17 protein-coding genes are annotated in these 26,469 nt (G+C 68.9%); 9 read left to right on the top strand and 8 right to left on the bottom strand.

The genetic code is table 11. From position 1 onward, the window contains the following. Positions 1-17: 17 nt before the first annotated feature. The gene (locus tag G4D86_RS20265; protein WP_163995639.1) at positions 18-1,274 is read left to right on the top strand and encodes an MFS transporter; all 1,257 of its coding nucleotides are present in this window, start codon (positions 18-20) and stop codon (positions 1,272-1,274) included. 11 nt (positions 1,275-1,285) lie between these two features. Here the strand turns inward: G4D86_RS20265 and G4D86_RS20260 are convergent, their stop codons facing one another. Both G4D86_RS20260 and G4D86_RS20255 read right to left on the bottom strand, forming a co-directional pair. After that, positions 1,286-2,236: a pirin family protein gene (locus tag G4D86_RS20260; RefSeq protein ID WP_163995638.1), complete on the bottom strand. Its 951-nt coding sequence runs from the start codon at positions 2,234-2,236 to the stop codon at positions 1,286-1,288. Positions 2,237-2,296: 60 nt separating this feature from the next. After that, the gene (locus G4D86_RS20255; RefSeq protein WP_163995637.1) at positions 2,297-3,232 is read right to left on the bottom strand and encodes a LysR family transcriptional regulator; all 936 of its coding nucleotides are present in this window, start codon (positions 3,230-3,232) and stop codon (positions 2,297-2,299) included. Positions 3,233-3,431: 199 nt separating this feature from the next. Between G4D86_RS20255 and G4D86_RS20250 the strand changes: the two genes are divergently transcribed. The 5 genes from G4D86_RS20250 to G4D86_RS20230 all read left to right on the top strand — a co-directional run bounded on the left by G4D86_RS20250 (position 3,432) and on the right by G4D86_RS20230 (position 8,796). Then, positions 3,432-4,670, top strand: coding sequence for a zinc metalloprotease (locus G4D86_RS20250; protein ID WP_163995636.1), 1,239 nt, complete (start codon positions 3,432-3,434; stop codon positions 4,668-4,670). 209 nt (positions 4,671-4,879) lie between these two features. Beyond that, positions 4,880-5,716 carry an SIR2 family NAD-dependent protein deacylase gene (locus G4D86_RS20245; RefSeq protein WP_163995635.1) on the top strand — a complete coding sequence of 279 codons (837 nt, stop codon included), beginning with the start codon at positions 4,880-4,882 and terminating at the stop codon, positions 5,714-5,716. A 90-nt stretch (positions 5,717-5,806) separates the two neighbouring features. Next, the gene (locus G4D86_RS20240; protein WP_163995634.1) at positions 5,807-7,393 is read left to right on the top strand and encodes a hypothetical protein; all 1,587 of its coding nucleotides are present in this window, start codon (positions 5,807-5,809) and stop codon (positions 7,391-7,393) included. A gap of 198 nt (positions 7,394-7,591) precedes the next feature. Further along, positions 7,592-8,101: a DUF1993 domain-containing protein gene (locus tag G4D86_RS20235; protein WP_163995633.1), complete on the top strand. Its 510-nt coding sequence runs from the start codon at positions 7,592-7,594 to the stop codon at positions 8,099-8,101. 47 nt (positions 8,102-8,148) lie between these two features. Continuing rightward, positions 8,149-8,796, top strand: coding sequence for a glutathione S-transferase family protein (locus G4D86_RS20230; protein ID WP_163995632.1), 648 nt, complete (start codon positions 8,149-8,151; stop codon positions 8,794-8,796). 57 nt (positions 8,797-8,853) lie between these two features. On the opposite strand, the gene G4D86_RS20225 is transcribed toward G4D86_RS20230, so the two are convergent. Then, complete coding sequence (locus G4D86_RS20225) at positions 8,854-9,873, bottom strand: SRPBCC domain-containing protein (protein ID WP_205519655.1); 1,020 nt, start codon at positions 9,871-9,873, stop codon at positions 8,854-8,856. A 355-nt stretch (positions 9,874-10,228) separates the two neighbouring features. Here G4D86_RS20225 and G4D86_RS20220 point away from each other — a divergent pair, with 355 nt between their 5' ends. Then, complete coding sequence (locus G4D86_RS20220; RefSeq protein WP_163995631.1) at positions 10,229-11,446, top strand: glycosyltransferase family 4 protein; 1,218 nt, start codon at positions 10,229-10,231, stop codon at positions 11,444-11,446. Positions 11,447-11,576: 130 nt separating this feature from the next. On the opposite strand, the gene G4D86_RS20215 is transcribed toward G4D86_RS20220, so the two are convergent. Continuing rightward, positions 11,577-12,458 (bottom strand): NAD(P)-dependent oxidoreductase, encoded by an 882-nt coding sequence (locus G4D86_RS20215; protein WP_163995630.1) that lies wholly within the window; start codon positions 12,456-12,458, stop codon positions 11,577-11,579. A 211-nt stretch (positions 12,459-12,669) separates the two neighbouring features. Here G4D86_RS20215 and G4D86_RS20210 point away from each other — a divergent pair, with 211 nt between their 5' ends. After that, positions 12,670-13,764, top strand: a complete 1,095-nt coding sequence (locus G4D86_RS20210; RefSeq protein WP_240360365.1) for a helix-turn-helix transcriptional regulator — start codon at positions 12,670-12,672, stop codon at positions 13,762-13,764. A gap of 71 nt (positions 13,765-13,835) precedes the next feature. On the opposite strand, the gene G4D86_RS20205 is transcribed toward G4D86_RS20210, so the two are convergent. The 4 genes from G4D86_RS20205 to G4D86_RS20190 all read right to left on the bottom strand — a co-directional run bounded on the left by G4D86_RS20205 (position 13,836) and on the right by G4D86_RS20190 (position 18,193). Further along, a complete protein-coding gene (locus tag G4D86_RS20205; protein ID WP_163995629.1) occupies positions 13,836-14,096 on the bottom strand; it encodes a DUF3892 domain-containing protein in 261 nt (86 codons plus the stop codon). Between the two features lie 92 nt (positions 14,097-14,188). Beyond that, entirely contained in the window at positions 14,189-14,872 is a 684-nt protein-coding gene (locus G4D86_RS20200) for an iron-containing redox enzyme family protein (RefSeq protein ID WP_275899130.1), read from the bottom strand. Between the two features lie 265 nt (positions 14,873-15,137). Continuing rightward, positions 15,138-16,082 (bottom strand): hypothetical protein, encoded by a 945-nt coding sequence (locus G4D86_RS20195; RefSeq protein ID WP_163995628.1) that lies wholly within the window; start codon positions 16,080-16,082, stop codon positions 15,138-15,140. A 194-nt stretch (positions 16,083-16,276) separates the two neighbouring features. Further along, the gene (locus G4D86_RS20190) at positions 16,277-18,193 is read right to left on the bottom strand and encodes a lytic transglycosylase domain-containing protein (RefSeq protein ID WP_163995627.1); all 1,917 of its coding nucleotides are present in this window, start codon (positions 18,191-18,193) and stop codon (positions 16,277-16,279) included. A gap of 289 nt (positions 18,194-18,482) precedes the next feature. On the opposite strand from G4D86_RS20190, the gene G4D86_RS53830 reads away from it, so the two are divergent. After that, a complete protein-coding gene (locus G4D86_RS53830; protein ID WP_275899129.1) occupies positions 18,483-26,300 on the top strand; it encodes a myxosortase-dependent M36 family metallopeptidase in 7,818 nt (2,605 codons plus the stop codon). Positions 26,301-26,469: the final 169 nt, after the last annotated feature.

The following is a 26,469-nucleotide window of genomic DNA, read 5'->3' as shown; positions in this document are numbered from 1 at the left end:
CTATACGTGAAACATCCATGACCTCCACGACCTCCACCGTGGCCGCCCCGCCTGTTGCAACCAGCGCGCTCCGTATCCCTGGCTATCGGACGTTCCTCATCACGTTCATGTTGGCGATGATGGCCGACAACATCGAGCACGTGATCAGCTACTGGGTGGCGTTCCAGAAGTTCCACTCACCGGCGCTGGGTGGGTTCGCGGTGGTGTCCCACTGGCTCCCGTTCCTGATGTTCTCGGTGCCGGTGGGTGCGCTCAATGACCGGTTCGACTCCAGGCGCCTCATCCAGGCCGGCATGGTGCTCTTCATCACCGCCTCCTTGGGGTGGGGATACTTCTTCGTCACGGACTCCTTGCAGATGTGGCACGCGATGGTGCTCCTCACGCTCCATGGCTGCGCGGGGGTCCTCTGGAGCACCTCCAGTCAGATGTTGCTCTACGACATCGTGGGTCCGAGCTCCCTGACCAGCGCGGTGCGCCTGAATGCGACGGCCCGCTACCTCGGCGTCCTGGTGGGCCCCGGTGTCGGCAGCATCATCATGCGGACGCTCGGGCCGACTCGGGCCATCTTCGTCAACACGCTGTTCTATCTGCCCCTCCTGCTCTGGTTGGTGAGCGCACCCTACGGCCGGCACTTTCGCGCGGCGACGACGGTCCCCAAGCGTGCCGTCCGGGGCTTCGCCGACATCGTGCATACGCTCCGCGACGTGCGCGGGATGCCCGTGGTCGCGCCCATGGTGTTGCTGGCGGGGGCCGCCTCCTTCTTCATTGGCAACAGCTACCAGGCGCAGATGCCGGGCTTCGCCACGGAGCTGGGCCATGGAGACCCCGGCCTGGCCTATACGCTCCTGCTGGGAGCGGATGCGGCCGGTGCGCTGCTCGCGGGCGTCCTGCTCGAGACGCGGGGGACGTGGCTGCCGACGACGGCTGCTTCCGCGTTGAAGATGGCGTTCCTGTGGGGCTGCTCGCTCTTCGCGTTCTCGTTCATGAGCTGGTATCCGGCGGCCATCTGCGTGCTGTTCCTGGCCGGATTCCTCGAGCTCTCCTTCAGCAGCATGACCCAGGCGATTGTTCAGCTGAATGCCCCGGACACCATCAGGGGCCGCGTCCTGGGGCTCTTCAGCATGTCGGCCCTGGGCCTGCGGGCGTTCAGCGGAGTGACGGTGGGGCTCTTGGGAAGCGTGACCAACATCCACGTCTCGCTGTCCCTGTCCGCCCTGGCCTTCGTGATGGTGGCCGGCCTGCTGCTGCTCCGCCAACCCCGGCAGGCGGCATAGTCGCGCGGGGCTCAGCTCCGAGGCGCCTCGTCCGTGGGCGTCTCACCGAAGCGTCCCGCCTCGAAGTCGTGAATGGCCTGGAGGATTTCGCGCTCGGTGTTCATGACGAAGGGCCCCACATGGACGATGGGCTCCCGGATGGGCTCCCCCGCGAGGACGATGAGGCGCGCGTCCTCCTCTGCGCGCAGCGCGAGCTGCTCGCCCTCGTTGGCGAAGACGGCGAGAGACCCCGCGGCGAGCGAGTCACCGTCGGTGGAGACGCGGCCACCGGCGACGAGCACGAAGGCATTGTGATGTGAGGGCACGGGCACCTCGAGCGCCGTGCCCGCCGTGAGCTTCACGTCGAGCAGCGTGATGGGCGTGAAGGTCCGCGCGGGCCCCCGGGCGTCTCCGTATGCCCCGGCGATGACTCGGACCGTGCTGGTGTTGTCTTCACCTCCGACCCGGACGATGGGAATCTGGTCCGCGGTGATGGGCTGGTAGTCCGGCGGGTCCATCTTGCTCGCGCGAGGAAGGTTGACCCAGAGCTGCAGCATGTGGAACGCGCCTCCGCGACGGGAGAATCCGTGCTCGTGGTACTCCTCGTGGAGGATGCCGGACGCGGCCGTCATCCACTGCACGTCGCCCGGCCCGATGACGCCCGCATGGCCCGCGGTGTCCCGGTGCGCGACGGACCCCTCGAAAGCCAGGGTGACTGTCTCGAAGCCCCGGTGAGGGTGCCAGCCGACGCCGCGCTGACCTGCGGCCAGCGCCGGGTAGTCGTGGCGAGGATGGTAGTCGAGCAACAGGAAGGGACTGGTCCGCTCCTGCGAAAGGCCCCTGCTCGGGACGAGGGTATTCACCCGGAAGCCGTCACCGACCCAGTGAAGCGGACCTCCGCCATGGACGCTCTCCAGGGGACGGGCGCGGGGAAGGGGAAGGGGAGAAGTGGAAGGGGCAATGGCATGCGTCGCGGTCTTCATGACAAGTACAGTAAGAGCGCGTGTCCCGACGTAAATCCGCCGGGCGCATGATGGTTATCATCACCTCGTGTGATGGGGTGGGGCGCCCAGCGCTTCCTGGCAGAGGCTCGTCAGGCGGTTGGAGGCCCACGTCGCCACGGGCCCCAGCGGCGCGCCCTTGCGGCGGACGAGGGCGAGCGAGCGCTGGGGCGGAGGCCCGCCCTCCCAGGCCGCGAGCCGCAGCTCCACGAGCCGCCCCGCCGCGAGGTCCTCACGCACGAGGTGCTCGGGCTCGTGGCCCCAGCCAAGCCCGTCCGCGATGAGCGCATGCTTCGTCATCAGGTCGGCGACCCGCCACGTCCGGGTCGAGAAGACACCCCGGTCCGAGGAGCCGGGCTGGCCCGCCGGAGTGCGCTCGGTGAGGACGATCTGCACGGCGGAGGCAAGTCGTTCCTCCGTGAGGACATCCTTCCCCGCCGCCAGGGGATGTGACGGCGCGGCGACCGGAATCATCCGCAGGTTGGCGATGGGGCGCTGCTCCAGCCCCGCGAGGTCCACGTCTGTCCCCGCGATGCCGAGCGTGGCCCGCCGCTCCCGCACGAGCGCGGTCACCGCCGCGAGGAACTCGATTTCGAGCGCCAGCTCCACGCCGGGGTGTGCCTTGGCGAATTCGTGGATGAAGGCCAGCAGCGCGCCCGTCGGGAACATGGCGTCGACCGCGAGCGAGAGCTTCGTCTCCGCTCCGCTCTTGATGCGCCCAATCAACGTCTGGAAGACGGCCAGGTCATCGTGAAGCCGCTCCGCCGCGGCGACGACGGCTTCGCCCTTCGCCGTCAGTCGGGGAACCCGGCCGCTCCTGTCGAAGAGGCGCAGCCCCAGCTGCTTCTCGAGCCGCTTCATCGCCTGACTGACCGCGGGCTGACCCTGTCCGAGCCGACGGGCCGCCGCGGTGAAGCTTCCCTCCTCCGCGACCGCACGGAGTGTCCGGAGCTGGTCGATGGTGACGCTTTCGAGCACCCCGGAAGTGCACCACATCGGGGACGCCGGCGCACGCGCGCTCCATGCGCTCGCGGCCCGAGCGGCCTGTCTCTCAATGTCTCAATGCCTGACTCAATCAAGCGAATCGAGTAAAAATAGAATAGCCAAAAAAAGCGGCAAAACGTAAGGAAGTTGGCGATTGGCGCGATGCCAATCCTTTGCGAACAGAAAGAATTTTATGTCCAAGCTTCACAAGGCCCTGCTGACGGCTTCCGTTGCGCTCCTGGGATTGAACGGGTGTGGCGGCGCCGACCTCCCGGAAGCGGAGACGGCCAGCACCCGCCAGGGCGTGGAAGTGGCAACGGCCATTCCCCTCCCAATCCCCGCATGCTCGCTTCTCCCCGATACGGACGGCGACGCCGTCTGCGACGCCGTGGAGACGTTGCTGGGCACCAACCCCAACAACCCCGACACGGACGGAGACCGGCTCAACGACTACGCGGAGTCGTTCGGCTTCGGCGGCGGCCTGGACCTGACGGCCCTCGGCGCGAACGCGCGCAGGAAGGACATCTTCATCGAGGCGGACTACTACCCCAACCAACAGCCCACCCAGGCCATGCTGAACCGGGTCATCAACGCCTTCGCCAACGCGCCGGTGACGAACCCGGATGGCTCCACGGGCATCACCCTGCACATCGTGGTGGATCAGCAGATCGCCGCGGCGGACGCGGACCAGGACCTGAACCCCGTCTGGACGGACTTCGACGTCATCAAGGGGAAGTACTTCGCCGCGCTCCGCGCGCCCTACTTCCACTACATGCTGTTCGCGAACCGGTACGCCGGCGGAAACTCCAGCGGCATCTCGCGCGGAATTCCCGCGCATGACTTCGTGGTGACGCTGGGCTTCATCGCGGCCACGGAGCTGCAGCTGGCCGGCACCGTCATGCACGAGCTGGGGCACAACATCGGCCTGCGCCACGGTGGGAACGATGACAGCAACTACAAGCCCAATTACCTGAGCATCATGAACTACGAGTACCAGTTCTATGGCTTCGGCATTGGCGGCTTGAACAACGTGCTCGACTATTCGCGCGTGCGGGTGGCCGCCTTCAACGAAGCGAGCGTCAACGAGGCCTCCGCGTTCGCGCCCGTCGCCCCGACCACGGAAGCGGACCTCGCGAAGATCAGCGGGCTTCGCTTCAACAACGCCCAGGTCGTTGGCAACGCGAGCGTCAACCTGGACTTCAATGCCAATGGGAGCATCCAGGCCGCGTCCTACGCCCTGGACTTCAATCGCTCCGGCGCCGCCAACAACGTGTTCCCCGCGTCGCAGCACGACTGGCTGGCCCTCGCGTATGACGGCGGTGGTCAGATTGGCTTCGCCACGCCGGGCATCACCCAGGACCTGGGCCGCGAGGAGCTGTTCCTCGTCGCTCCCGAGAAGATGGAGCCCTGCCTCACCGTGGACGCCCGGTAGTCCCCGCCGTCCCTGCTGAAGCGTCGCATCCCGCCGCCGGGCCCTCCTTCACGGGGGCCCGGCGGTCGTGTCTCCAGGCCCCGAGGCCCCGGGGCCGGACGCGACGCCGGGGCTCAATCAGCGCGTCGGCGTGCTGCCTGCGTTCGAGGGCGGCGGTATGCTTCGCCTGTCGTTCACGCGGATGCCCTCCGGGCACAAGGCAGGTTCGCATGTCCCAGTCAGAATTCCGCCGTGCCGCCGAGGTACTCCGCTCCGCCGACGCGCTCATCATCGGGGCGGGTGCGGGCATGGGCGTGGATTCGGGCCTGCCCGACTTTCGCGGGACCGAGGGCTTCTGGAAGGCCTACCCCGCCTACGCGAAGCTCGGCCTGGAGTTCGCCTCGATGGCCAACCCGGCCTGGTTCGAGCGCGACCCTGAGTTTGCCTGGGGCTTCTACGGCCACCGGCTCGGGCTGTACCGGGCCACGGTGCCCCACCCGGGATTCGAGCTGCTGCGCACCTGGGCCTCACGCATGCGCCACGGGGCCTTCGTCTTCACCTCCAACGTGGACGGCCAGTTCCAGAAGGCCGGCTTCCCCGACGCGCGCATCCTCGAAGTGCATGGCTCCATCCACTTCGTTCAGTGTCTGGGCGGCTCGTGCTCGGGCATCACCGCCGCCGGGCCCTACTCCGTGGAGGTAGACGCGGAGACCTTCCGTGCTCGGCCGCCCCTGCCCAGGTGCCCGACTTGCGGCTCGCTCCTGCGGCCCAACATCCTCATGTTCGGGGACTGGGGATGGGATGGCTCACGCTCGCGCGCCCAGAGGCAGCGGCTCAACGAGTGGCTGGCGGCCGTGCGGCCCGGCAGGCTGGCCATCGTCGAGTGCGGCGCCGGGACGGCCATCCCCTCCGTTCGCGAGTTCTGCGAGGACGCCGCGGCGGACCACGGCGGAACGCTCATCCGCATCAACGTCCGCGAGCCTCAGGTGCCCGCGGGAGGCATCAGCCTTCCCCTCAAGGCACTGGAGGCCCTGAAGGGGATTGGGGAGGAAATGGAGCGGACCTGAGGCGCGCGGCAACCGCCGCCGTGGGCATGGTTCAGCCGGGTGCGCAGGTTGCCCGTCCCATCTGGCAGGAGGTGGGGGCATATTGCGCGAATGGAGATTCCCTTCGACAGCTTCAATCGGGAGGAGCGCGCGGCCTGCTCGCACCTCTTTCGACTCCTCCATGAGGGGCTTGCCACCGCGCCCCAGGAGAGCGCGATGGCGCGGGTGCTGGCCGTCCTCCGTGCGCGTGACATGGACGTTCCCGGCGAGGCCGCTGGCGCCGTGGTCCTGACCGAAGTCGCCCTCATCCGGGATGCGTACGAGATGTGGAAGGGCAGCGACGTCTCCAGCCGCATGGATGAACTGGTCGGGCTCGTTGCCGAGGAACGTCCGCACACCCGGTGGTCGCAGCTCGCGCCAGTCCTCCGCGACCCGAAGCAGACCCATCCGGCCCAGGTGCGGACGAAGGCAGACCGTCTGTCCATCGGGGTTGGGCCGGAGGGCACCCTCCCGGGGAGCGCGCTGGACGTGCAGAACCGCGTCGTCTACGGCGTGCTCGAGGGCGTGTTCAGCGCGAAGCCGGACCTCGCGCTCGTGCTTCCCTCGAAGCTCATCGTCTTCGAGGCAAAGCTGACCGAGGCCTTCGATACCGAGCAGCTCGAGCGCACCAGGTTGCTCGCACGGCTATGGGCTTCGCCTCTTCTCCACGGCTACCTCGGGTACACGTCCCCGCCTCCTGTGTCCGTGGCGAAACTCGGTGATGAGGGCACGGGGGCCGCGCTCACCTGGCAGGACCTCCATCGCATCGCGACGGAGCGCTACCCGCCGGAAGACCGTACGTGCATCGCCCTGCGCGCGGTCGTGGACCTCCTGGGCGCACGCCGCCGTCCCACCAGGCCCCCCAAGGGAGTCGCGATGGCGCCCGCTGTCGAGCCGCCCAGGGGTTCTCACGCGATGAGCATCACCCGTGCGGCGCTGCAGGACGTGAAGGCCCGCGTCGCGGAGCGGCTTCAGTCGGACACGGCCTTCGAGGATGGCAAGGTCGAGGCGCTGGACAGGTGGATGGAGCCACTCCCGCCCACCGCCGAGGAGTGGGCTCGCGAGCTGCGCGAGCGCAACGTGGAGCCCTGGGGCTTCTACGCCGCCGCGTGGCTGCTGCGCGAAGCGGCTCCAGCCCCACGTCCCACGGAGGTCGTTGTAGGCGACCTGGAGGTGGGGCCCGGCGAGGTCCGTGTCGTCCCCGGCGACCTCCGCGTCGAGGGCCACCTGCGCATCGTCGGCACCCTGCTCGTGCTGGGGGATGCCGAAGTCACCGGGCTCGTCCGGGACTGTGACCCGGACTCCCGGGTCGCCATCGCCGGGGCGCTGCGGTGTGGAAGCCTCGTCACGGACGGGGCCTTCTTCGTCGGCGGGGACCTCGTCGCGAAGGACCTCATCCACGGCTTCCGCAATGACAAGTCATTGATGGTCTCCGGCGGCATCCGCGCGCGACTCTTCCTCGGCGAGGACCACGACATCCGCTTCGGCGGCGACCTGGAGACCGAGCTGGGCTCCGACGAGGACTTCTTCCGGAACGACGAACTCCTCGACCGCGTGCGGCTGTGGCTCGTGGACGAGGTCGTCGACGCAAACGGGCTCCGCCGCGACGCGCTCATCGCGTGCCTCCGCGAGGGCCGCTCCATCTTCCGGAGAAAGTAGCCGTCCGACGGCGCCGCGCAGGTGTGCAGCGAGCTGCCGCGGGAGCCAGCGTCTTCTACCCAGCCCACCCGGAGCTGACGCTTCTTTCCGGGCACATGCGGGCCGTGTTGGGGGCACTCCCAGCATGCCCCCTCCACGATGGAGGTGCGTCGGCCGCCGCCATGGGTTAGAGCAGGGCTCCCAATCCGGAGACCCTCCATGACGATTTCCATGTCCTCGGCCAGCGTGCCGATTTTCGTGACGATGCTCGGCAACCTCTCGAAGTGTCTGGGCAAGGCCCGGGCCCACGCGGACGCGAAGAAGTTCGACCCCAACGTGCTGGTGACGGTGCGGCTCGCGCCCGACATGTTGCCCTTCAAGACCCAGGTGCAGATTGCCTGTGACTCGGCGAAGTTCTGCGTGGCACGCCTGTCCGGGACGGACGCGCCGAGCTACGAGGACAACGAGGCCACGCTGACCGAGCTCGAGGAGCGCATCGCGAAGACCGTCGCCTACCTGGAGTCGGTGCCCCGCGAGAAGCTGGACGGCACCGAGGAGAAGCAGGTCAGCGTGCCGAGGCGCGGCCGCGACCCGCTGCTGTTCACCGGGGAGCAGTACCTGAAGAGCTACGCCCTGCCGAACTTCTTCTTCCACGTGACGACCGCCTACGCGCTGCTGCGCCACAACGGCGTGGATCTGGGCAAGGCGGACTTTCTCGGCGCGCGCTGAGCCTCGACACCGGGGACAATGCCGAGTCCAGGGAGTAGCGTGGCTCCGTGCTCAAACTGCACCACCTCGCGAACTCCCGCTCGCAGCGCATCCTCTGGCTCCTGGAGGAGCTGGGGCTCGACTACGAGCTCGTCATCTACCCGCGCGACCCGAAGACGAAGCTCGCGCCTCCCGAGCTCAAGGCCATCCATCCGCTCGGCAAGTCCCCGGTCCTCGAGGACGATGGCCGGGTGCTCGCCGAGTCCGGAGCCATCATCGACTCCGTCGTGCGCCGCCATGGCCAGGGGCGGCTCGCGCCCGCGCCGGACTCGCCCGAGTACGACACCTACGTGCACTGGCTGCACCATGCCGAGGGCTCGGCCATGCTGCCCTTCATGCTCAGCCTGTACGTGGGACGTCTGGGCGAGGCGGGTGCGCCGCTCATGCCTCGCATCTCCAGCGAGGTGAAGAACCACCTCGGCTACATCTCGGGTGCGCTCGGCGAGCGGGACTACCTGGTCGGCAACAGCTTCAGCGCCGCCGACATCCAGATGAGCTTCGTGCTGGAAGCGGCGCGGCCCACGGGGGCCCTGGAGTCCGGTCAATCCTTTTCCAACCTCGGCGCCTATCTCGAGCGGTTGCAAGCGCGCCCCGCCTACCAGCGCGCCACCCAGCGTGGCGGGCCCCTCGACATGAGCGGGATGCGCAAGCGGTGACGGCTCACGCGCGCCCCTGAAGACACACCCGAACCCGCTCAGCGCGTGAAGCCGTCGTCACGCCTTCGCGAGGCCTTCGAGCACCCTGGACCAGTGCTCGCGCATCGCCTCGCGGGCCTTCGCGTCCGGCAGCTTCTCCATGTGCACGTGGAAGGAGACGCCTCGCGTCTTCGGCACCAGCGTGAGCTGCAGCGTCGCGGGCTTCTTCCAGCCGTCCGGCTGCCAGGTCATGCGGATGCGCTGTCCGGGCTTCACCACCCGGACCTCACCGCGGACGCCGGGGGCTCCACGGCGCTTGGGAACCTCGTAGCCCGCTCCCGGCTCGAGCGTCAGCGTCGCGCCGGCGCCGAGCCATGTCTCCGCCTGGGTCGCAACCCGCTCCCACGCCTCGGGGGCACTCATCGGCAGCGTGCGCACCACGCCCACCTGGAAGCCGGTGGCCGCCGTCTCGCCGACGACGCGCTTGCCGCGGGCCTGCTCGTACGCCACGGCGATGGACTGCTGCCACCACCCGGACTCCACCTCCCGGGCCAGGTGCGCGACGAGCTGCTTGTGTTTCAGCGCGCCCGCCTCCGCCGCGTCCAGCACGCGCATCCACCCCTTCCAGTCCCGCCCGGTGGCCTCCTTCACGGCGCTGTCGGTGACGCGGTCGGTGATGAGCGCCTTCTTCGAGGCCGCCTTCTTCTTCGCGGCCGAGGGCTTCTTCCCGCTCGCGGCAATCTCCGCGAGCCGTGCCTGCACCAGCGTCTTCACCAGCTTCGCCGGAAGCGGCTTGTCGGGCGGGAAGGTGATGCCGCTCTTCGACGTGGTGTAGCCGTCCAGCTGCGCCTTCAGCGCCGGCACCACGCTGCCGCTGAAGGGGTAGTAGCCGCAGTGGGTCTTGAAGAAGGCGAAGCCGGCCACGGCGTTCCCGTCGACCTTGAAGGTGGGCATCCGGTAGCTGAGGGTCTCCACCGCCCCGGGAAGCAGCTTGCGGAGCTGCAGGCGCAGCGCCCCCAGCGTCTTCTTCGCCGCCGGGTCCTTCAGCCCCGCCAGGTATGCGTCGATGGGCTGCAGCCCTCTCGGATTCGTCGCCATGGTCTTCGGGCCCCCTATGGTTTTCTCGGAAACCGGAGCGCACCTGCACTCCGGCGCACGCGGACATTACCGGTCCTTGGGCCCCGCGGGGCCGCGCCGCGGAAGGGCCCTGTCCAGTGGGAGCGGACCGGACGCCCGGGTAGAGCGGGAGGGCAGGGTGGAGCGCCCGAAGTAGGAGGGGGCCGCACTCCCGCTCGCTTCCTCCGTCACTGCCCGGGGGGGCACCTCATCGCGGGCGTGGCCAAGGCGGTCTATTGTTGGATTACGCTGCCTGCCGACCTCTTCACCTCTACCGTCCGTCCTGCCGCGCGCGGGTTGTTCCTCGGCCCGGGCACCTCTGAATAGAACACACGCCATGACTGTCGCCCCCTTTCGCCTGGGCATGCTCATCCCAGAGTTCCCCACGCAGACCCACGCCTTCTTCTGGCGGGAAATCACCGCCCTGCGCGCCGCTGGCGTCGAGGTGCACGTCTTCTCCACGCGGCGCCCGGTGGAGGACTGCCCGCATGAATGGGCCGAGCGTGCGGCCTCGGAGACCACGTACCTCTACCCGCCTCGACTCTCGTCGGCGCTGCTTTCGCCGCGGGACTTCCCGGGCGTGGCACAGGCCCTCGCGTATGTCGCCAGGCTCTCGGTGGACGTGAAGCAGAAGGCGCGAGCCCTGGGCATGCTGGCGTGCGCGGTGGACCTCCTCCACTACGCGCGCGAGCGGAAGTTGGACCACATCCATGGCCATTCCGCCGCGGACGCCGCGCACGTGCTCGCGCTCTGCAGGATTCTCGGCGGCCCGCGCTATAGCTTCCACCTCCACGGCGACCTGCCGGTGTACGGCACGGACCACGCCGCCAAGGCCTGGGACGCCACGTTCGTGGCGGCCGCTGCACGCCCCATGCAGCGCCAGCTCATCGAGGACGCGGGACTGCCTCCGGAGCGCACCTACACCCTGTGGATGGGCGTGGACACCGACCGCTTCCACCCTCCGGCGCAGCGCGCGGAGGACCCCCGCGGCCTCCACCTCGTCTCCATTGGACGGCTGCACCTCTGCAAGGGGCACGTCCATACCTTCGCCGGGCTTCGCAAGGCGCTGGACCGGGGACTGAAGGCCCACATGACGGTGGGGGGCAGGGGTCCCCACGAGCAGGAAATCCGCGAGTCCATTGCCCGCTTCGGGCTGGAGTCGCACGTGGACATGGTGGGGCCGCTCGGAGAAGCGGCGGTGATGGAGCTGCTGCACCGGGCAGATGCCTTCGTGCTCTCCAGCGTGGGCCTCGGCGAGGCCTCTCCCGTCGCCGTCATGGAAGCCATGGCGTGTGGCGTCCCCCCGGTCTGCTCCATCATCGGTGGCACGCCGGACATGATTTCAGACGGGACGGATGGACTGCTGGTGGCCCAGGGGGATGAAGAGGGGTTGGCAAACGCCTTCCTCCGGCTCGGGCAGGACGCTGCGCTGCGCGAGCAGATGGCGCGCGCCGCACGCGAACGTGCCGTGCGCTCCTTCGACTACCGCGAGACGAGTCGTCGACTGCTGGATGCCATCCAGGAGTCTCGCGCGCCTCAGCGTCAGGCCGCCTGAAGTCGAAGTCGAATGGCCTGCTCAGCCGCGCTGAGCAGGCCACTCGCGGCGGACCCGGCACGCCATCAACTGAGTGGCCAGGGACGTGGCGTGCGCGGAAGGTCGGGCTGGCGGAGCTCGCCGGCCAGCGTCAATCCTGCGTCAGGGTCCGGAACACGGCTGGCAGCTCCTGGGTACCCAGTCCCGCGCTGACGGCTCGCTTGTAGTTGTCGAGCAGCTCCTTCGGGAAGCGCGCGCTGATGCGGGCGTCCTTGCTCAGCCGGACGATGTGTTCGATTGCCGCGACGTGGGTATTGAGGCTGCACTGGTCGCCAGTGAAGTCGTTGTTCTCAATCATGCCCTGCGCGGCGTCGGCGGTGACGGAGAGCAACCCGAGGAAGGAGTTCTTCTGCGCGAAGAAGGCCTTCGGGTCGAGACCTTCCGCCTTGCACATGGCCGCGGCATGGAGGAACGCCAGGGAGCCCCCGTAGTAGGCTTCGAGAATCGCGCAGTCGAGCGTCGCGGCGGAGCCAATCTTCTCGTCGACGTAGGTGGAATTCTTGGCAATCGCCCGGAGCGTTTCGAGGTGCCGGTCGAAGACCGCTCGCGACCCGGCGTAGAAGACCGTCGCGTAGTCGGTGGCGACGAAGCTCGGGTAGGCGAGTATCGCGGCGTCCAGGTAGTCCACGCCGTTTGCCATTGCCCACTCCAGCCCCGAGCGAGCGTCCGCGGGTGAGCCGCTGGTGAGCTGGACGAGCGTCTTTCCGGCAAGTGCCGCCGCGACGCCCTTCGCGGACAGCAGCTCGAAGGAGGCGACGTAGTTGGACACGGAGACGACGACGAGCTCCCGTCCCTGTACGGCCTCGAGCAGGTTCTCGAACGCGGTGGTGCCACCTCCAACGGCCTTTGCCTTGCCAGGAGTCCGATTCCAGACCGCGACGTCATGCCCCGCTGCCGCGAAGGCTCGCGCCAGTGCGCTGCCCATGAGACCAGCGCCAATCACCACCATCTTTGCAGGACTGCCGGGGGCCATCTTCATCTCCTGGAATGGATATCGCGCGGTGGTTGTAGCCCACGCCCGCTGCGCCGACAGCCCCCTCTTGCATCGCGGGCAGCCAGAAAGGGATCCTGCAGTCAAGCTCGGGGCCTACCCCTGGAGGGTGAGGGACAGACTTTCAGCTCGTGCCTATGGAATGGCCGAACGTCGGTATGGACTCACGGGGTGGTCTGCTCAGGGAGGACGGATGCTCGCGTCGATGAACCTCAGCTCGCATGAATGGGTACTCAGGGACAGGGTCATCGAGGCCCTCAACAGCCACTTGTCCCTCCCCAAGGCCCTCGAATCCGCCCGGGCGCCCCTCCTCGAACTGATGCCCGCAGACTACATGGGGCTGTGCCTCATCACCCTCGGACCGCTCGTGGAGTTCAAGTGGCTGGTGCCAGGCCACCGCCTCGCGTTGCTGGATGAGTATTCCAAGTGGGTTGATTCCGACTTCATCCGGGCCCCCATCTTCGCCCGGCCCAACGTGGCCCTCCGGGACTCGGAAATGCTTTCCCGGAAGGAGCTGGAGCGCAGCCCGCTGTACCAGCGCAGCCGGGAGCTGGACCTGAGCCTGGAGCACGTCATGGCGGTCCTCCTGCCCGTGCCGCCGGGGCTGTGCGGCGCCTTCACGCTGTATCGGGATCGCCGGCTCCCCTTCTCAGAGCAGGACGCCAGCCTCCTGACCAGCCTCACGCGCCACCTGGTGAACGCGGTGCGCAACTGCCGTGACGTGCAGGCCGCAACGACGGGCGCGCACCTCCTGGAAGAGCTCTACCGCCGGCCCGACTCCGCCTACCTCGTGGTGGCGCCCCCCTCGCACGAGGTGCTGCGCTCGCAACGTGCCGCCGCGCTGCTGGAGAAGTGGTTCGTCCCCTCCGACCTCCATGCCTCGGGAATCCCGCGCGTGCTGCAGGAGCGCCTGGAGGCGTTGACCCGCATGGATGCGGACGCGCGCCTCGACGCCAGCCTCTGGGTCTCGCTTCATGGCGACGCATACCGGGTCGTGAGGTTCATCGAGCTGCCCGAAACGGAGGGTCCCCGCTCGTGGGCCCTCGTCCTGAACGAGGTTCCCGTGTCGATTCCCCTCCCCGAGACAATGAGACGCGTGCTCACGCCGCGGCAGGCCGACATCGCCAGGGGCATGCTCCGGAACTGGTCCAACAAGGACATCGCCAGCGAGTTCGCCCTCTCCGAGGAGACGGTGAAGGTGCACGTGAAGGCCGTCTTCGAACGGCTGGGGGTCGACAGCCGGGCCGACTTCCTCTACCAGGCGGCCCACCTCAACAAGCCCATCTGAAGGGGCACGAGCGGGCTCGCCGCTTTGCTTGCTCCGAGCCCGCCCGTGTCACCGGACCCTCGCGCGCGCCTTCAGAATCGCGGCAGCTCGAGCAGGTTGTCCGTGAGGATGCCGTTCGCCTTCGCCCGCAGATAGGGCGAAGTGGCGTCGACGACCTCGACCTTCACATTCCCGGGCCGGGCCTCCACCCGCGCATCCCCGCCATTCCTGACCCACTGGACCATCTCCGCCCGGCTGGCCTCGCCTGTCAGGGCGTTCGCCTTCCAGCGAAGGCGGGTGATGTGCTCGTGAAGTGCCCCTCCCTCGAGATGGATGTGGGTGATGTAGCGCATGAAGACGCCTCCGGTCCGAATGCCACGGTTTGAACCGGAGAATCACCTTCGCGGCAGGAACTGTCTCTACCCCCGGCGGGGTATGACGGCCCTCAGGCCTCGCGGAAGATGCCGGGGTAGACCACTCGAGTGGTGCGTGCCGAGAGAATCACGGCCGCCTGCTCCTCCGGGTCCGTCAGCGTTCGCAGCACCGAGGCCATCTCCGCCACATGGCCCTCATCCAGGGCGCCGTGGCTGCGCAGGAACGTCACGGACTTGTGGATGTTCGGGATGGCGTCCAGCTGGAGCATGCGCTCCACCGCCCCGCTCGCGCGCGTCTGGGACAGGTACTCCAGCACGTACGCCGTGCCCAGGACCGCGGTGGGGACGCCCGACCTGGAGGTGAAGAAGTTCCAGCCCGTGTACGCGTCGACCGCCGGAGTCCGCGCCGCGGCTTCGACCTGCGCTTCCGAACACCCCAGGTTCTTCAGGTCCGAGAGCAACCACCGCTCGTGTCCCCGCTCCTCGCCCGCCTTCTGCAGCAGCAGGTCCGCCAGCGGGGGATGCCAGCCCAGCCGCTTCAGCCGCTTCCCCGCCTCCGCCAGCATGGGCGTGCTCCAGCGGGCGTAGTGATACGTCTGGATGAGATAGTGGATGTAGCCTTCCGCGTCGATGGTGCCGTCGAAGAGGCGCCTGGCGTCGGGATGCGCATCCAGCGCTCCCACGAGCGCATGCGCCTCCTGGTCCAGCATTGCCACCCAATCCGTCTTCACCTGGCGCTCTGTCTGCGTCTGCACGTGTGTCTCCCATCCGGGTGCGTGTCGTTCCCGGCGGCTGCGAGTTGGAAGCAGGTCCGGCGTTTCGCCGTCCTCGTCCTTCCTTTCGGTGCCAGGGAGCCGAGTGCGAGCGCCGCCATTCAGGAAGATACGAATGGCTGCGGCGCGGCACGGAGACAGGGCCACGTCTTCGGACCCGATGCTCATGCTTCGTTGCCGCCCGGGCGGTGTTGCCGCCCGGGCCGCGCTGGGGAAGGAGCGGCAGGTGGCTTCCTCCCCAGGTCAGTTACAGCTCAGGAGCCGTCGCCGTGGTGCCCGCCGAGCAGGTCTGCGGGAACACCTCGCAGGCGCTGGCGTAGCTGCAGCGCAGGACCTGGCGGTAGGTGCCGCAGTGGCCAAAGTCCGTCGTGCCCGCGGGTGCCGAGTGATAGCAGGTGTAGACGGCGGGGTCGCAGGGCGGGGTGGGCCAGACGTCGTACGCGTCCCCGTCGGTGAGCGCGAGCTCCGTCACGCGCGCGACCAGGCGGGCCGTCTTCTCCATCTCCACGCCGTTGTCGGCGCCAGCGGAGAAGTTGAGCGGGACGGTGTGCGGGTCGATGGCCTGATAGATGCCCGGGTAGCCCCAGTCGAGGCGGTAGTTGGGCCGGCCGTTGACGGAGGGGATGCCGTCGGGCGCGGTGACGGTGAGCCAGTCGGAGTTCGCGCTGGCGCGGCCGCGGTAGAGGAGGTTGGTGTTGCCCTGGACGACGTAGAGGGGATTGACCTCCTCCTGGATCCAGATGCCGGTGGAGCCGCGGAAGTCGAAGAACCGCGGGGCAATCACGATGCGCGCGGTGTACGAGCGAGGCGTTCCGGTGTTGGTGTGGACGGAGACGAAGAGGGGCAGGCCGGAGAGCACGGTGTTGAGCTCGTAGCCCTCCGCGAGGGCAATCTCGAACCGGCGCTCGCTGATGATGCTCGCGGTCCCGAAGATGTCGTCGGGAACGAAGCTGTAGACGTCCGACAGGTAGCGGTTGGCGGTGGCGCGGATGATGAGCGAGCGGACGCCGTTGCGCACCTCGAAGGTGCCGAGCGTCTCGAAGCTCAGCTCGTTGTCACCGACGGTGGCGTAGAGGCGGTTGGTCACCGCCTCGGACGTGACCTCTCCGGTCTCCTCCGTCGGCTCGGAAGGGGTGGGGGAACAGGCCGCCAGCGCCGCGAGGCAGGCGAATGCGAGGGTGCGAAGTTTCATGGGGAGTCTCCAGGTGGAGGCGTCTGGATACCACAGGAGCGTGACACCCCGATGATGCGGGCGGCCGGCGGGGCTTGCCGCGGCGCATGGTGAGCCGATGTCTCGAGGGCGACCTGTTTCCGGATTGTGACGTTCTCGTGTTTCAGACGAAGTGAAAACAGACGGAGCTCCGGCCTCCACACAGGGGGCGCACGTCACTTCTTGGAGGACTGTCCCCTGGCGGGCGCCTTCTGGGATTTGGCGGCGCAGCGCCCCGTCTTCGCCTTCGCGCCCGAGCTCCAGAAGTGGTCCAACGGCCGCGCCTTCGTGCCGATGACCCGCGACGAGTACCAGTAGTGGTTGCGGATGATTTGCGACACGTAGTCGCGCGTCTCCCTCACGGGGATGGACTCGACGAAGTCGATGAGGTCCGTCCCCAGCAGCCCCTGCTTCTTCCAGCCGTTCACCCGCCCCATCCCCGCGTTGTAGCTGGCGAGTGCGAGAGCGCGGTTGCCGCAGAAGTAGTCGAGGAGATAGCGCAGGTACTTCGCTCCGACGCGGATGTTGGGCTCCACCTGGAGGAGCTGCCCGCCCGCGCCCTTCTCCAGCCCCTCCGCGGTGCCAGGCAAGAGCTGCATCAGCCCGAGCGCGCCCTGCCCGGACTCGGCGTTGATGCGAAAGGAGGACTCCTGCTTCATCACGCTCAGCACCAGGGCGGGCTCCAGTCCGTGCTCGGCCGCGTACTTCTGGACCAGCTCCAGGTGCCTGGGCGGGAAGAGCAGCCGGAGGGCGAACGGCGTGAGCGCGTCGGGATGCTTCCTCCTCAGCAGCTCGCTGACCGCCTGGAACGCGGACGGGTCGTCCCCGGCCTCCGAGTGCAGCATCGCGACGTACAGCAGGAAGGGCGCGCCGAGCCGCGCGGGCTCTCGCGTCGCCAGCCCCTGGAGCTCCTCCGCCGCGAGCGGGGCCATGCCCTCCGCCAGGAAGTGCTCGGCCCGCGCCACGCGCTGCTGCTCGCACGGGACGAGCGCCGCGTCTCGCGCCGCCGCCTTCGCCGGGGTGCGAGAAATCCTCGCCTGGAGGTCCACCCCCGAAGCCCCCGCCGCGAGCAGGCCGTACCAGGTGAGGGGCGCGTCCTCCACGAGCGCCTTGAACACGGCCCTGGACTCCTTGAGCTTCTTGCCCTGGCCGAACGCACGTCCCCTCCAGTAGCGAGCACGGAGGACATGGGCCGACGTGGGGTACGTCTCCGCCAGGGCCTGGAACGCGGCGGCGGCGTCCCCGAACTTCCGCGCCCGGTAGAGTGCCATCGCGTCGGTGAATGCCTGGGTGTCCGGGGCCACGGTGAGCGCGGCGGGTGTCCGGGGCTCCGCGGGTGGGAAGGGGCCGAGCGACTCGAGGGGGACGTGCTTCGCGATGGCCAGTGTCTTGGGGGCGCCTCGCTCCTCCAACTGGACGAAGCGGCGGAGCCACTCCACGCAGGTGGGGGAGACCGACGGCTTCGCCTGCCGCGCGCAGGACTCCGCGTAGCGGCCGAGCGTCTCCGGCAGGAAGCTCGTCAGCAGCCCGGCGGTGGCGAAGTGCGCGAAGGCGCTCTCGTAGAGTTGCTGGGCCTCCGCCCACTTCTGCTGCCCGTGCCAGGCCTCGCCCGCCAGGGCCTCGGTCCGCCCGAGCTCCTCCGGCAGCTTCCTCTCCGCGACAGGCGACGGGCAGCTCTCCGCGACGCGCTGGTAGAGCGCGATGGCCTTCTTCGCCGCCTCCAGCGCCTCCGCGCGCTTGCCCCCGGCGAGAAGCTCCCTCGCCATGGTGCGTGAGCTCGCGGCCTCCAACTGGAGGCCGTAGGAGAGGAAGAGCGGGTCCTCCTGCAGGAGTGCCGCGACGCGCAGTGTCTCCGCGGGCTGGCGCGGGACGGCTTCGAGGGCGAGCCGCAGGTGCCGCGCGGCCGGTGAGCGGCGTGTCTGGACCGCGTCGCGCAATGGCTCGACGGCACGCTCGGTGGTGAGGGCGTCGACGCCACCGTCGCTGGCGGGCGGAAGTTGCCAGGCCCCGGCGGGCGGCGGCGCACCCCAGGGGCCCAAACCTCCGAGGAGGATGAGACATGCGACCCACCCCACGAGCTTCCCCCCGCGCATCCCGCCTCCGTTCAGAGCACCGCGAGTCACCAGCTTCGCATCCACCCGATTTTTCCTCCGAGGGCCCGGACAACATGCCGTAAACGCGGAATTGTGCGTTGAATTAGAAATTAGCGCCGATGTCCCCTTTAAACCTACATCACTGGGAGCACTAGTCTGTCCAGCAGGTGACAGCCCGTCACCCGGGAGTCACCTGCATGCGACCTGGCGTTCCGGCGATGGGGCTGGGACACGCTCACGGGTCTTGAGGTGGCGCCCTCCCGCCGTCGCAAACAGGGAGCTTCCCCACGTGAGAAGGTTGGTTGCCACGCTGTCTGGCCTGTCGCTGGTGTTGTCTGGAACCGGCGCCGCCGCCCGGACACTGCCGAACTACGATGCATTGCAGGACGCGAAGCCCGCGGCTCGAGTCTCCGCGGGTTTCAAGCCCGTGGACTTCAAGGGGCCCCGCGTCGCTCATCGTGATGAGCGCACCGGTTCTCCTACGTTCCTCTGGGCGCGGAAGGGCGCGGAGTCGTCGTCGAAGCTGCGCGCTTCCCCCTTCGCGAGCATGGCGCCCGAGCAGGCCGCGCTGGTGCAAATCGCGGACGCCGCCCCGCTCTACGGAGTGGGCTCCTTCGAGGCCGCGGGCGCGCGGGTCGTCAACATCAGCCAGAACGGCCAGGGCGTGAAGGTCGTCACGCTGGCCCAGGAGGCGGGCGGTATCGAGGTCTTCCGGCACTCGCTCAACCTCCTGCTCAACCGGAGCAACGAGCTGGTGGCCGTCTCCGGCAGCCTCTCCAGTCACGTCTCCAGCGCTCCGCCGCGCGTCCGGTTCCAGCTCACGGCGAGCGCCGCCGTGTCCGCGGCCTACCAGGACCTCACCGGCACCGCGCTGGACGCGAGCCTGCTCACGAGCGTGAAGACGCAGAAGGCCGACAAGTACACGCACTTCGACGTGGCCAGCTATTCCCGCCCGCTGGAGGAAGGGTTCATCATCCCGGCGCGCGCGAAGCAGGTGCTCTTCTCGCTGCCCACCTCACTGGTGCCCGCGTACTACGTGGAGCTCAACACCGGGCGCCGGGACAGCTCGGACTCGGATTACTACTCGTACGTCATCTCCGCGGTGGACGGCCGCATCCTGCTGCGCAACAACCTGACCGCGGACGCGGAGTTCAGCTACCGCGTGTTCGCGGACACCACGCCGCCCTACACCCCGCACGACGGTCCCGCCGGCACCAACGCCACCCCGCACCCCACCGGCACGACGCCCAGCGGCTTCCTGCCCGCGTACGTGGCGCCCTCGCTGGTCACCCTGCAGAACGTGCCCTTCAGCCAGAATGACCCCTGGCTGGCGGACAACGCCACGGTGACGAGCGGCAACAACGTGGACGCGTTCGCCAACCTCACCGCGCCGGACGGCTACAACGCAGGCGACCTGCGCCCCACCGTCACCGCGCCCGGTGTGTTCGACCGCACCATGCTGTTCAACCTCCAGCCGAACGCGAACGCGCAGCAGATTGCCGCGGCGACGACGAGCCTGTTCTTCGTGAACAACTGGCTCCACGACTGGTTCTACGACGCCGGCTTCGACGAGGCGTCCGGCAACGCCCAGGTCGACAACTACGGCCGCGGCGGCATTGGCAACGACGCCATCCGCGCCCAGGCCCAGGACTACAGCGGCACCAACAACGCCAACATGCAGGCGCCGGCGGACGGTGCGTCCCCGCGCATGCGCATGTACCTGTTCTCCGGCCCGCGCAACTCGCGCGTGACGGCGAACGCACCCGCGAGCGTCGCGGGTGACTACCAGACGGGCATCGCGGCGGGCTTCGGTCCCCAGCTGTTCAACGTCACCGGCGACGTGGTCATCGGCCAGGACGCGGCGGACGCCGCCGGTCCGTCCACCACCGACGGCTGCTCGGCGCTCACCAATGCGGCGGCGGTGGCGGGCAGGATTGCCTTCATGGACCGCGGCACGTGCACCTTCACCGTGAAGGTTGCCAACGCGCAGAGCGCGGGCGCCATCGGCGTCATCATCGCCGACAATGCGCCCGGCTTCGTCGCGGACCTTGGCGGCACGGCCACCGGCATCACCATCCCCTCGGTGCGCGTCACCCTGGCGGACGGCAACACGCTGCGCGCGGCCTCCGGCCTCAACGCGCGGCTGTTCCGCGGCCCTGTCACCAACCTCGACGGCACGGTGGACAACACCATCGTGGCCCACGAGTGGGGGCACTACATCAGCAACCGCCTCATCCAGAACTCCTCCGGTCTGACCAACAACCAGGGTCGGTCCATGGGCGAGGGCTGGGGTGACTTCACCGGCCTGCTCATGATTACGCGCCCCGAGGACATCAACGTCGCGAGCAACGCGAACTGGAATGGTGCCTACGGCGCGGCCGAGTACGCCACCCGCGGCACCTCTCCGGACTCCGCGTTCTTCGGCATCCGCCGTGTGACGTACTCGTCGGACATGGCGAAGAACGCGCTGACGTTCAAGCACATCACCGACGGTGAGGCGCTGCCCACCAGCGCCCCCATCGCCCCGAGCGGCAACAACGCGGAGGTCCACAACTCCGGCGAAATCTGGGCCACGATGCTGTGGGAGTGCTACACGGCCCTGCTGCGCGCGCATCCGTTCGCGGAGGCGCAGAACCGCATGAAGAGCTACCTGGTCAACGGGTACAAGCTCACGCCCGCGGCGCCGACCTTCCTGGAGGCGCGTGACGCCGTCATCGCGGCGGCCTACGCCAACGACCCGGCCGACGGCCGGCTCTTCTGGGCGGCCTTCGCCAGGCGCGGCGCTGGCGTGGGCGCTGTGGCTCCCGACCGCAACTCCCTCACCCACGAGGGCGTGGTGGAGAGCTACTCCACGGGCGTCGACGTGCAGGTGGTCGAGGCCTACTTCGAGGACGATGCCAGCTTCCCGGGTGACGGGGACGGCGTCCTCGACAACGGCGAGACCGGCCGGCTGACCTTCACCGTCTACAACGGGGGTGCCGAGCCTGCCAGCCACACCAGTGTCACCGTCGTGTCGAACACCGCGGGCGTGTCGGTGGGCAATCAGGGCACCGCCAACTTCCCCGTCATCATGGAAGGCGATGTCGGCACCGTGTCCGTGCCCGTCACGCTGAACGGCGCGGGGAACTCCCAGCGGATCGACTTCTCCTATTCCATCCGCGATGACCGCCAGATCTCCGTGGGAGACACGGTCGAAACGCTGTCGTTCAAGGCCAACTACGACCAGGTCCCCGAGTCCACCGCCACGGAGACCGTGGAGGGCACGCCCGCCAACCTCCCGTGGAGCACGCCGTACAACCCGGACCCGAACCTGTTCCCGGCCAACTTCACCGTCGTGCAGTTCAGCAGCAACCTCAACCGCGCCTTCTTCGGCGTGGACCTGGGCTCTCCGGCTGACTTCAGCCTGGTCTCCCCGCCGCTGAACGTCAGCGCCACGGCGCCGTTCATCGTGAGCTTCAATCACGCCTACGACTTCGAGGCCGATGTCAGCGGCAACTACGACGGCGCCGTCATCGAGCTGACCGAGAACGGAGGCCAGACGTGGGTGGACATCGCGGACTCGCTGTATACGGGCACGCTGATCCAGTACGCCGGCAACTTCAATCCCCTGGCGGGCCGCCGCGCCTTCGTCGGCACCACCGCGAACTTCCCGACGTTCAACACCGCCACGCTGAACCTGGGGACCACGTACGCGGGCAAGACGGTGCAGATCCGCTTCCGCATTGGCACCGACAACGGCGTCGGCAACACCGGCTGGGTGCTTGACGACATTGCCTTCTCCGGCATCACCCACCTGCCGTTCATCGGCATCGTCGCGGAGAGCAATGCGGCCCCGACGGTCTCCGCGGGTCCCGACGTGACGGTCAACGAGCGCACGCCCGTGTCCCTCCACGGCACCGCGGTCGACGCGGACAGCCAGGCGCTCAACCTCGCGTGGACCCGCGTGTCCGGCCCGGCGGTGACCCTCACCGGCGCCAACACGCTCACGCCGTCCTTCACGGCTCCCGACGTCACCGAGGACACCACCCTGGTGCTGCGGCTGACCGCGACGGACGGGCAGGTGACGTCCGCCGACACGGTGAATGTCCGCATCCAGCAGGTCAACCGCCTGCCCACGGTCAACGCGGGCCTCGACGCCACCGCGAACGAGCGCACCACCGTCACGCTCTCCGGCTCCGCCAGCGACGCGGACAACGAGAGCCTGCGCTACCTGTGGACGCAGACGGCCGGCACCCCGGTCGCGCTGCAGGGCTACGACACCGCGAGCGTGAGCTTCATGACGCCCGAGGTGACGACCGGCGAGACCCTGACCTTCCGCCTGATGGTCAGCGACGGCCACGCCAGCGTCAGCGACTCGGTGGACGTGGTCATCGGCAACGTGAACCGCGCGCCGATGGTGACGGCCTCCTCCGCCACGGTCGACGAGCGCAGCACGGCGACGCTCACGGCCTCTGCGTCCGACCCGGACGGTGATGCCCTGACGTACAGCTGGGTGCAGACGGGCGGGACTCCGGTGGTGCTCTCGGGCGCCAACACCGCGAGCATCTCCTTCGCCACCGGCAACGTGTCCTCCGATTCCGTCCTCACCTTCACGGTGACGGTGAGCGACGGCACTGCCACGGCCTCCCACAACGTGGTGGTGAACGTGCGTGAGGTGAACCTTGCTCCGACGGTGAACGCGGGCCTCGACGGCACCGCCAACGCGCACACCCTCGTCACGCTCTCCGGCTCGGCGAGCGACGTGGACGGCCAGGCGCTGACCTACCTCTGGACGCAGACGGCCGGTGCCCCGGTGGCGCTGCAGGGCTACAACACCGCCACGGCGACCTTCACCGCGCCGGACGTGGCCTCGGGCACGACGCTCACCTTCCGCCTGACGGTCAGCGACGGCATGCTCACCGCGAGCGACACGGTGAACGTGGTCATTGGCAACGTGAACCTCGCGCCGACGGTGACGGCCTCGTCCGCCACGGTGGACGAGCGCAGCACGGCGACGCTCACGGCCTCGGCGTCCGACCCGGACGGTGATGCCCTGACGTACAGCTGGGTGCAGACGGGTGGGGCTCCGGTGGTGCTCTCGGGTGCCAACACCGCGAGCATCTCCTTCGCCACCGGCGAGGTGTCCTCCGACTCCGTCTTCAGCTTCACGGTGACGGTGAGCGACGGCATTGCCACGGCTTCCCACAACGTGGTGGTGAACGTGCGTAACGTGAACCGCGCTCCGACGGCGAACGCGGGCCTCGATGCCACCGCCAACGAGCGCGCCACCGTCACGCTCTCCGGCTCCGCCAGCGACGTGGACGGCCAGGCGCTGACCTACCTCTGGACGCAGACGGCCGGTGCCCCGGTGGCGCTGCAGGGCTACAACACCGCCACGGCGACCTTCATCGCGCCGGAGGTTGCCACGGGCGAGACGCTGACCTTCCGCCTGACGGTGAGCGACGGCACGCTCACCGCGAGCGACACGGTGAACGTGGCCATCGGCAACGTGAACCGCGCGCCGACGGTGACGGCCTCGTCCGCCACGGTGAACGAGCGCAGCACGGCGACGCTCACGGCCTCGGCGTCCGACCCGGACGGTGATGCCCTGACGTACAGCTGGGTGCAGACGGGTGGGGCTCCGGTGGTGCTCTCGGGCGCCAACACCGCGAGCATCTCCTTCGCCACGGGTGACGTGTCCTCCGACTCCGTCTTCACCTTCACGGTGACGGTGAGCGACGGCACTGCCACGGCTTCCCAGAGCGTGGTGGTGAACGTGCGTGAGGTGAACCGCGCTCCGACGGTGAACGCGGGCCTCGACGCCACCGCCAACGAGCGCGCCACCGTCACGCTCTCCGGCTCGGCGAGCGATGTGGACGGCCAAGCGCTGACCTACCTCTGGACGCAGACGGCCGGTACTCCGGTGGCGCTGAGCGGTGCAAACAGCGCGACGGCGACCTTCACCGCGCCGGACGTGGCCGCGGTCGAGACGCTCACCTTCCGCCTGACGGTGAGCGACGGCATGCTCACCGTGAGCGACACGGTGAACGTGGTCATCGGCAACGTGAATCGCGCGCCGACGGTGACGGCCTCGCCCGTCACGGTGGACGAGCGCAGCACGGCGACGCTCACGGCCTCGGCGTCCGACCCGGACGGTGATGCCCTGACGTACAGCTGGGTGCAGACGGGCGGGGCTCCGGTGGTGCTCTCGGGTGCCAACACCGCGAGCATCTCCTTCGCCACGGGCGACGTGTCCTCCGACTCCGTCTTCACCTTCACGGTGACGGCGAGCGACGGCACTGCCACGGCTTCTCAGAGCGTGGTGGTGAACGTGCGTGAGGTGAACCGCGCTCCGACGGTGAACGCGGGCCTCGACGCCACCGCCAACGAGCGCGCCACCGTCACGCTCTCCGGCTCGGCGAGCGATGTGGACGGCCAGACGCTGACCTATGTCTGGACGCAGACGGCCGGTACCCCGGTGGCGCTGAGCGGCGCCCACGGCGCGACGGCGACCTTCACCGCGCCGGACGTGGCCGCGGTCGAGACGCTCACCTTCCGCCTGACGGTGAGCGACGGCACTCTCACCGTGAGCGACACGGTGGACGTGGTCATCGGCAACGTGAACCGCGCGCCGACGGTGACGGCCTCGTCCGCCACGGTGGACGAGCGCAGCACGGCGACGCTCACGGCCTCGGCGTCCGACCCGGACGGTGATGCCCTGACGTACAGCTGGGTGCAGACGGACGGGGCTCCGGTGGTGCTCTCGGGCGCCAACACCGCGAGCATCTCCTTCGCCACGGGTGATGTGTCCTCCGACTCCATCCTCACCTTCACGGTGACGACGAGCGACGGCACTGCCACGGCTTCCCAGAGCGTGGTGGTGAACGTGCGTGACGTGAACCGCGCTCCGACGGTGAACGCGGGTGTGGACGTGTCCGTGGACGAGCGTGGGACGGCGACGCTGAGCGGTTCCGCGAGCGATGCGGACGGCGACGCGCTGAGCTACCTCTGGGTGCAGGTGTCCGGCACCCCGGTGGCGCTGTCCAACGCCAACACGGCGGTGGCCAGCTTCACGGCGCCGGAGACGGTCGACGGGGAGACGCTCTCCTTCGTCCTGACGGCGAGCGACGGCAAGTTGGCGACCCGCGACACCATCGACGTGCACGTCGGCGAGGTCAACCGCGCCCCGGCCGTGACGGCCTCCGCCGTGGTGGTGGACGAGCGCAGCACCGCGACCCTGTCCGCCTCCGCCGCGGATCCGGACAGCGACAGCCTGACCTACGCCTGGACGCAGGTGTCCGGTACCGCGGTCACCCTCACGGGGGCTGACTCCGCGACGGCCACCTTCTCCACGGGCGAAGTGACGGCCAACACCGAGCTCACCTTCCGCGTGACGGTGAGCGACGGCCATGCCACGGCCAGCCACGACGTGGTGGTGACGGTGCGCCAGGTCAACCGCGCGCCCGTGGCCGACGCGGGCGAGGCGGCTTCCGCCAAGAGCAAGACCGCGGTCACCCTCGACGGCAGCGCCAGCGCTGACGCCGAGGGCTCCACGGTGACGTACCAGTGGACGCAGGTGGGTGGCCCGTGGGTGACGCTGACGGGGGCCAACACGGCCAGACCGTCCTTCACCGCGCCGGACGTGAAGGCGAACACGGAGCTGACCTTCCGCCTGGTGGTGAGCGACGGCTCGCTCACCAGCGATGCGGACACGGTGACGGTGACTGTCACTCAGGCCGACAACATCGTCCCGGTGGCGAAGGCGCGCATCCTCCTGTCTGGCGACCAGACGTCGATGACCCTCGACGGCTCGGCCTCCAGCGACCCGGATGGTGACGCCATCACCTACAAGTGGGAGCAGACGGGCGGCCCGGCCGTCACGCTGAGCAACCCCAACGAAGCGGTGCTCAGCGCCAACGTCCCCGAGCTCGACGGCGACAGCGCCACGTTCAGCTTCAAGCTGACCGTGACGGATGCTCGCGGCGGGACGCACACCGCCACCGTGGAGGCCACTGCCACGCCGGACACCGGTGGTGGCTGCTCCTCCACGGGCGCGGGCGCCCCGGCCGGCATGCTCGGCCTGGCGCTCCTCAGCCTGCTGCGCCGTCGGCGCAACACGCTGGCCTGAGTCGCGACGGTGCCGCCAGGCCCGGGCGGCTGAGAGGCCCGGGTCCGGCGGTTCTCCGCTGAAGCCTTGAAGTCATCATCCGGCGGCCGGTTCTCCTCTCGAGGAGGCCGGCCGCCGGTCTTTTCATGAGGGCCGCGTCACAGGCTGCACGTGCTCCGCACGTTCCGCG

The sequence above is a fragment of the Pyxidicoccus caerfyrddinensis genome (genome assembly GCF_010894405.1).
Lineage (GTDB): Bacteria > Myxococcota > Myxococcia > Myxococcales > Myxococcaceae > Myxococcus > Myxococcus caerfyrddinensis.
This window is presented reverse-complemented; position numbering and strand designations above follow the sequence as displayed.

Bases quoted from the DNA above. Each gene is read 5' to 3' on its own strand.
- G4D86_RS20260 (WP_163995638.1), bottom strand. From the start codon at position 2,236: ATGAAGACCGCGACGCATGCCATTGCCCCTTCCACTTCTCCCCTTCCC.
- G4D86_RS20235 (WP_163995633.1), top strand. From the start codon at position 7,592: ATGACGATTTCCATGTCCTCGGCCAGCGTGCCGATTTTCGTGACGATG.
- G4D86_RS20205 (WP_163995629.1), bottom strand. From the start codon at position 14,096: ATGCGCTACATCACCCACATCCATCTCGAGGGAGGGGCACTTCACGAG.
- G4D86_RS20215 (WP_163995630.1), bottom strand. From the start codon at position 12,458: ATGGCCCCCGGCAGTCCTGCAAAGATGGTGGTGATTGGCGCTGGTCTC.
- G4D86_RS20220 (WP_163995631.1), top strand. From the start codon at position 10,229: ATGACTGTCGCCCCCTTTCGCCTGGGCATGCTCATCCCAGAGTTCCCC.
- G4D86_RS20195 (WP_163995628.1), bottom strand. From the start codon at position 16,082: ATGAAACTTCGCACCCTCGCATTCGCCTGCCTCGCGGCGCTGGCGGCC.
- G4D86_RS20225 (WP_205519655.1), bottom strand. From the start codon at position 9,873: ATGGCGACGAATCCGAGAGGGCTGCAGCCCATCGACGCATACCTGGCG.
- G4D86_RS20210 (WP_240360365.1), top strand. From the start codon at position 12,670: ATGCTCGCGTCGATGAACCTCAGCTCGCATGAATGGGTACTCAGGGAC.
- G4D86_RS20190 (WP_163995627.1), bottom strand. From the start codon at position 18,193: ATGCGCGGGGGGAAGCTCGTGGGGTGGGTCGCATGTCTCATCCTCCTC.
- G4D86_RS20265 (WP_163995639.1), top strand. From the start codon at position 18: ATGACCTCCACGACCTCCACCGTGGCCGCCCCGCCTGTTGCAACCAGC.
- G4D86_RS20250 (WP_163995636.1), top strand. From the start codon at position 3,432: ATGTCCAAGCTTCACAAGGCCCTGCTGACGGCTTCCGTTGCGCTCCTG.
- G4D86_RS20245 (WP_163995635.1), top strand. From the start codon at position 4,880: ATGTCCCAGTCAGAATTCCGCCGTGCCGCCGAGGTACTCCGCTCCGCC.
- G4D86_RS20240 (WP_163995634.1), top strand. From the start codon at position 5,807: ATGGAGATTCCCTTCGACAGCTTCAATCGGGAGGAGCGCGCGGCCTGC.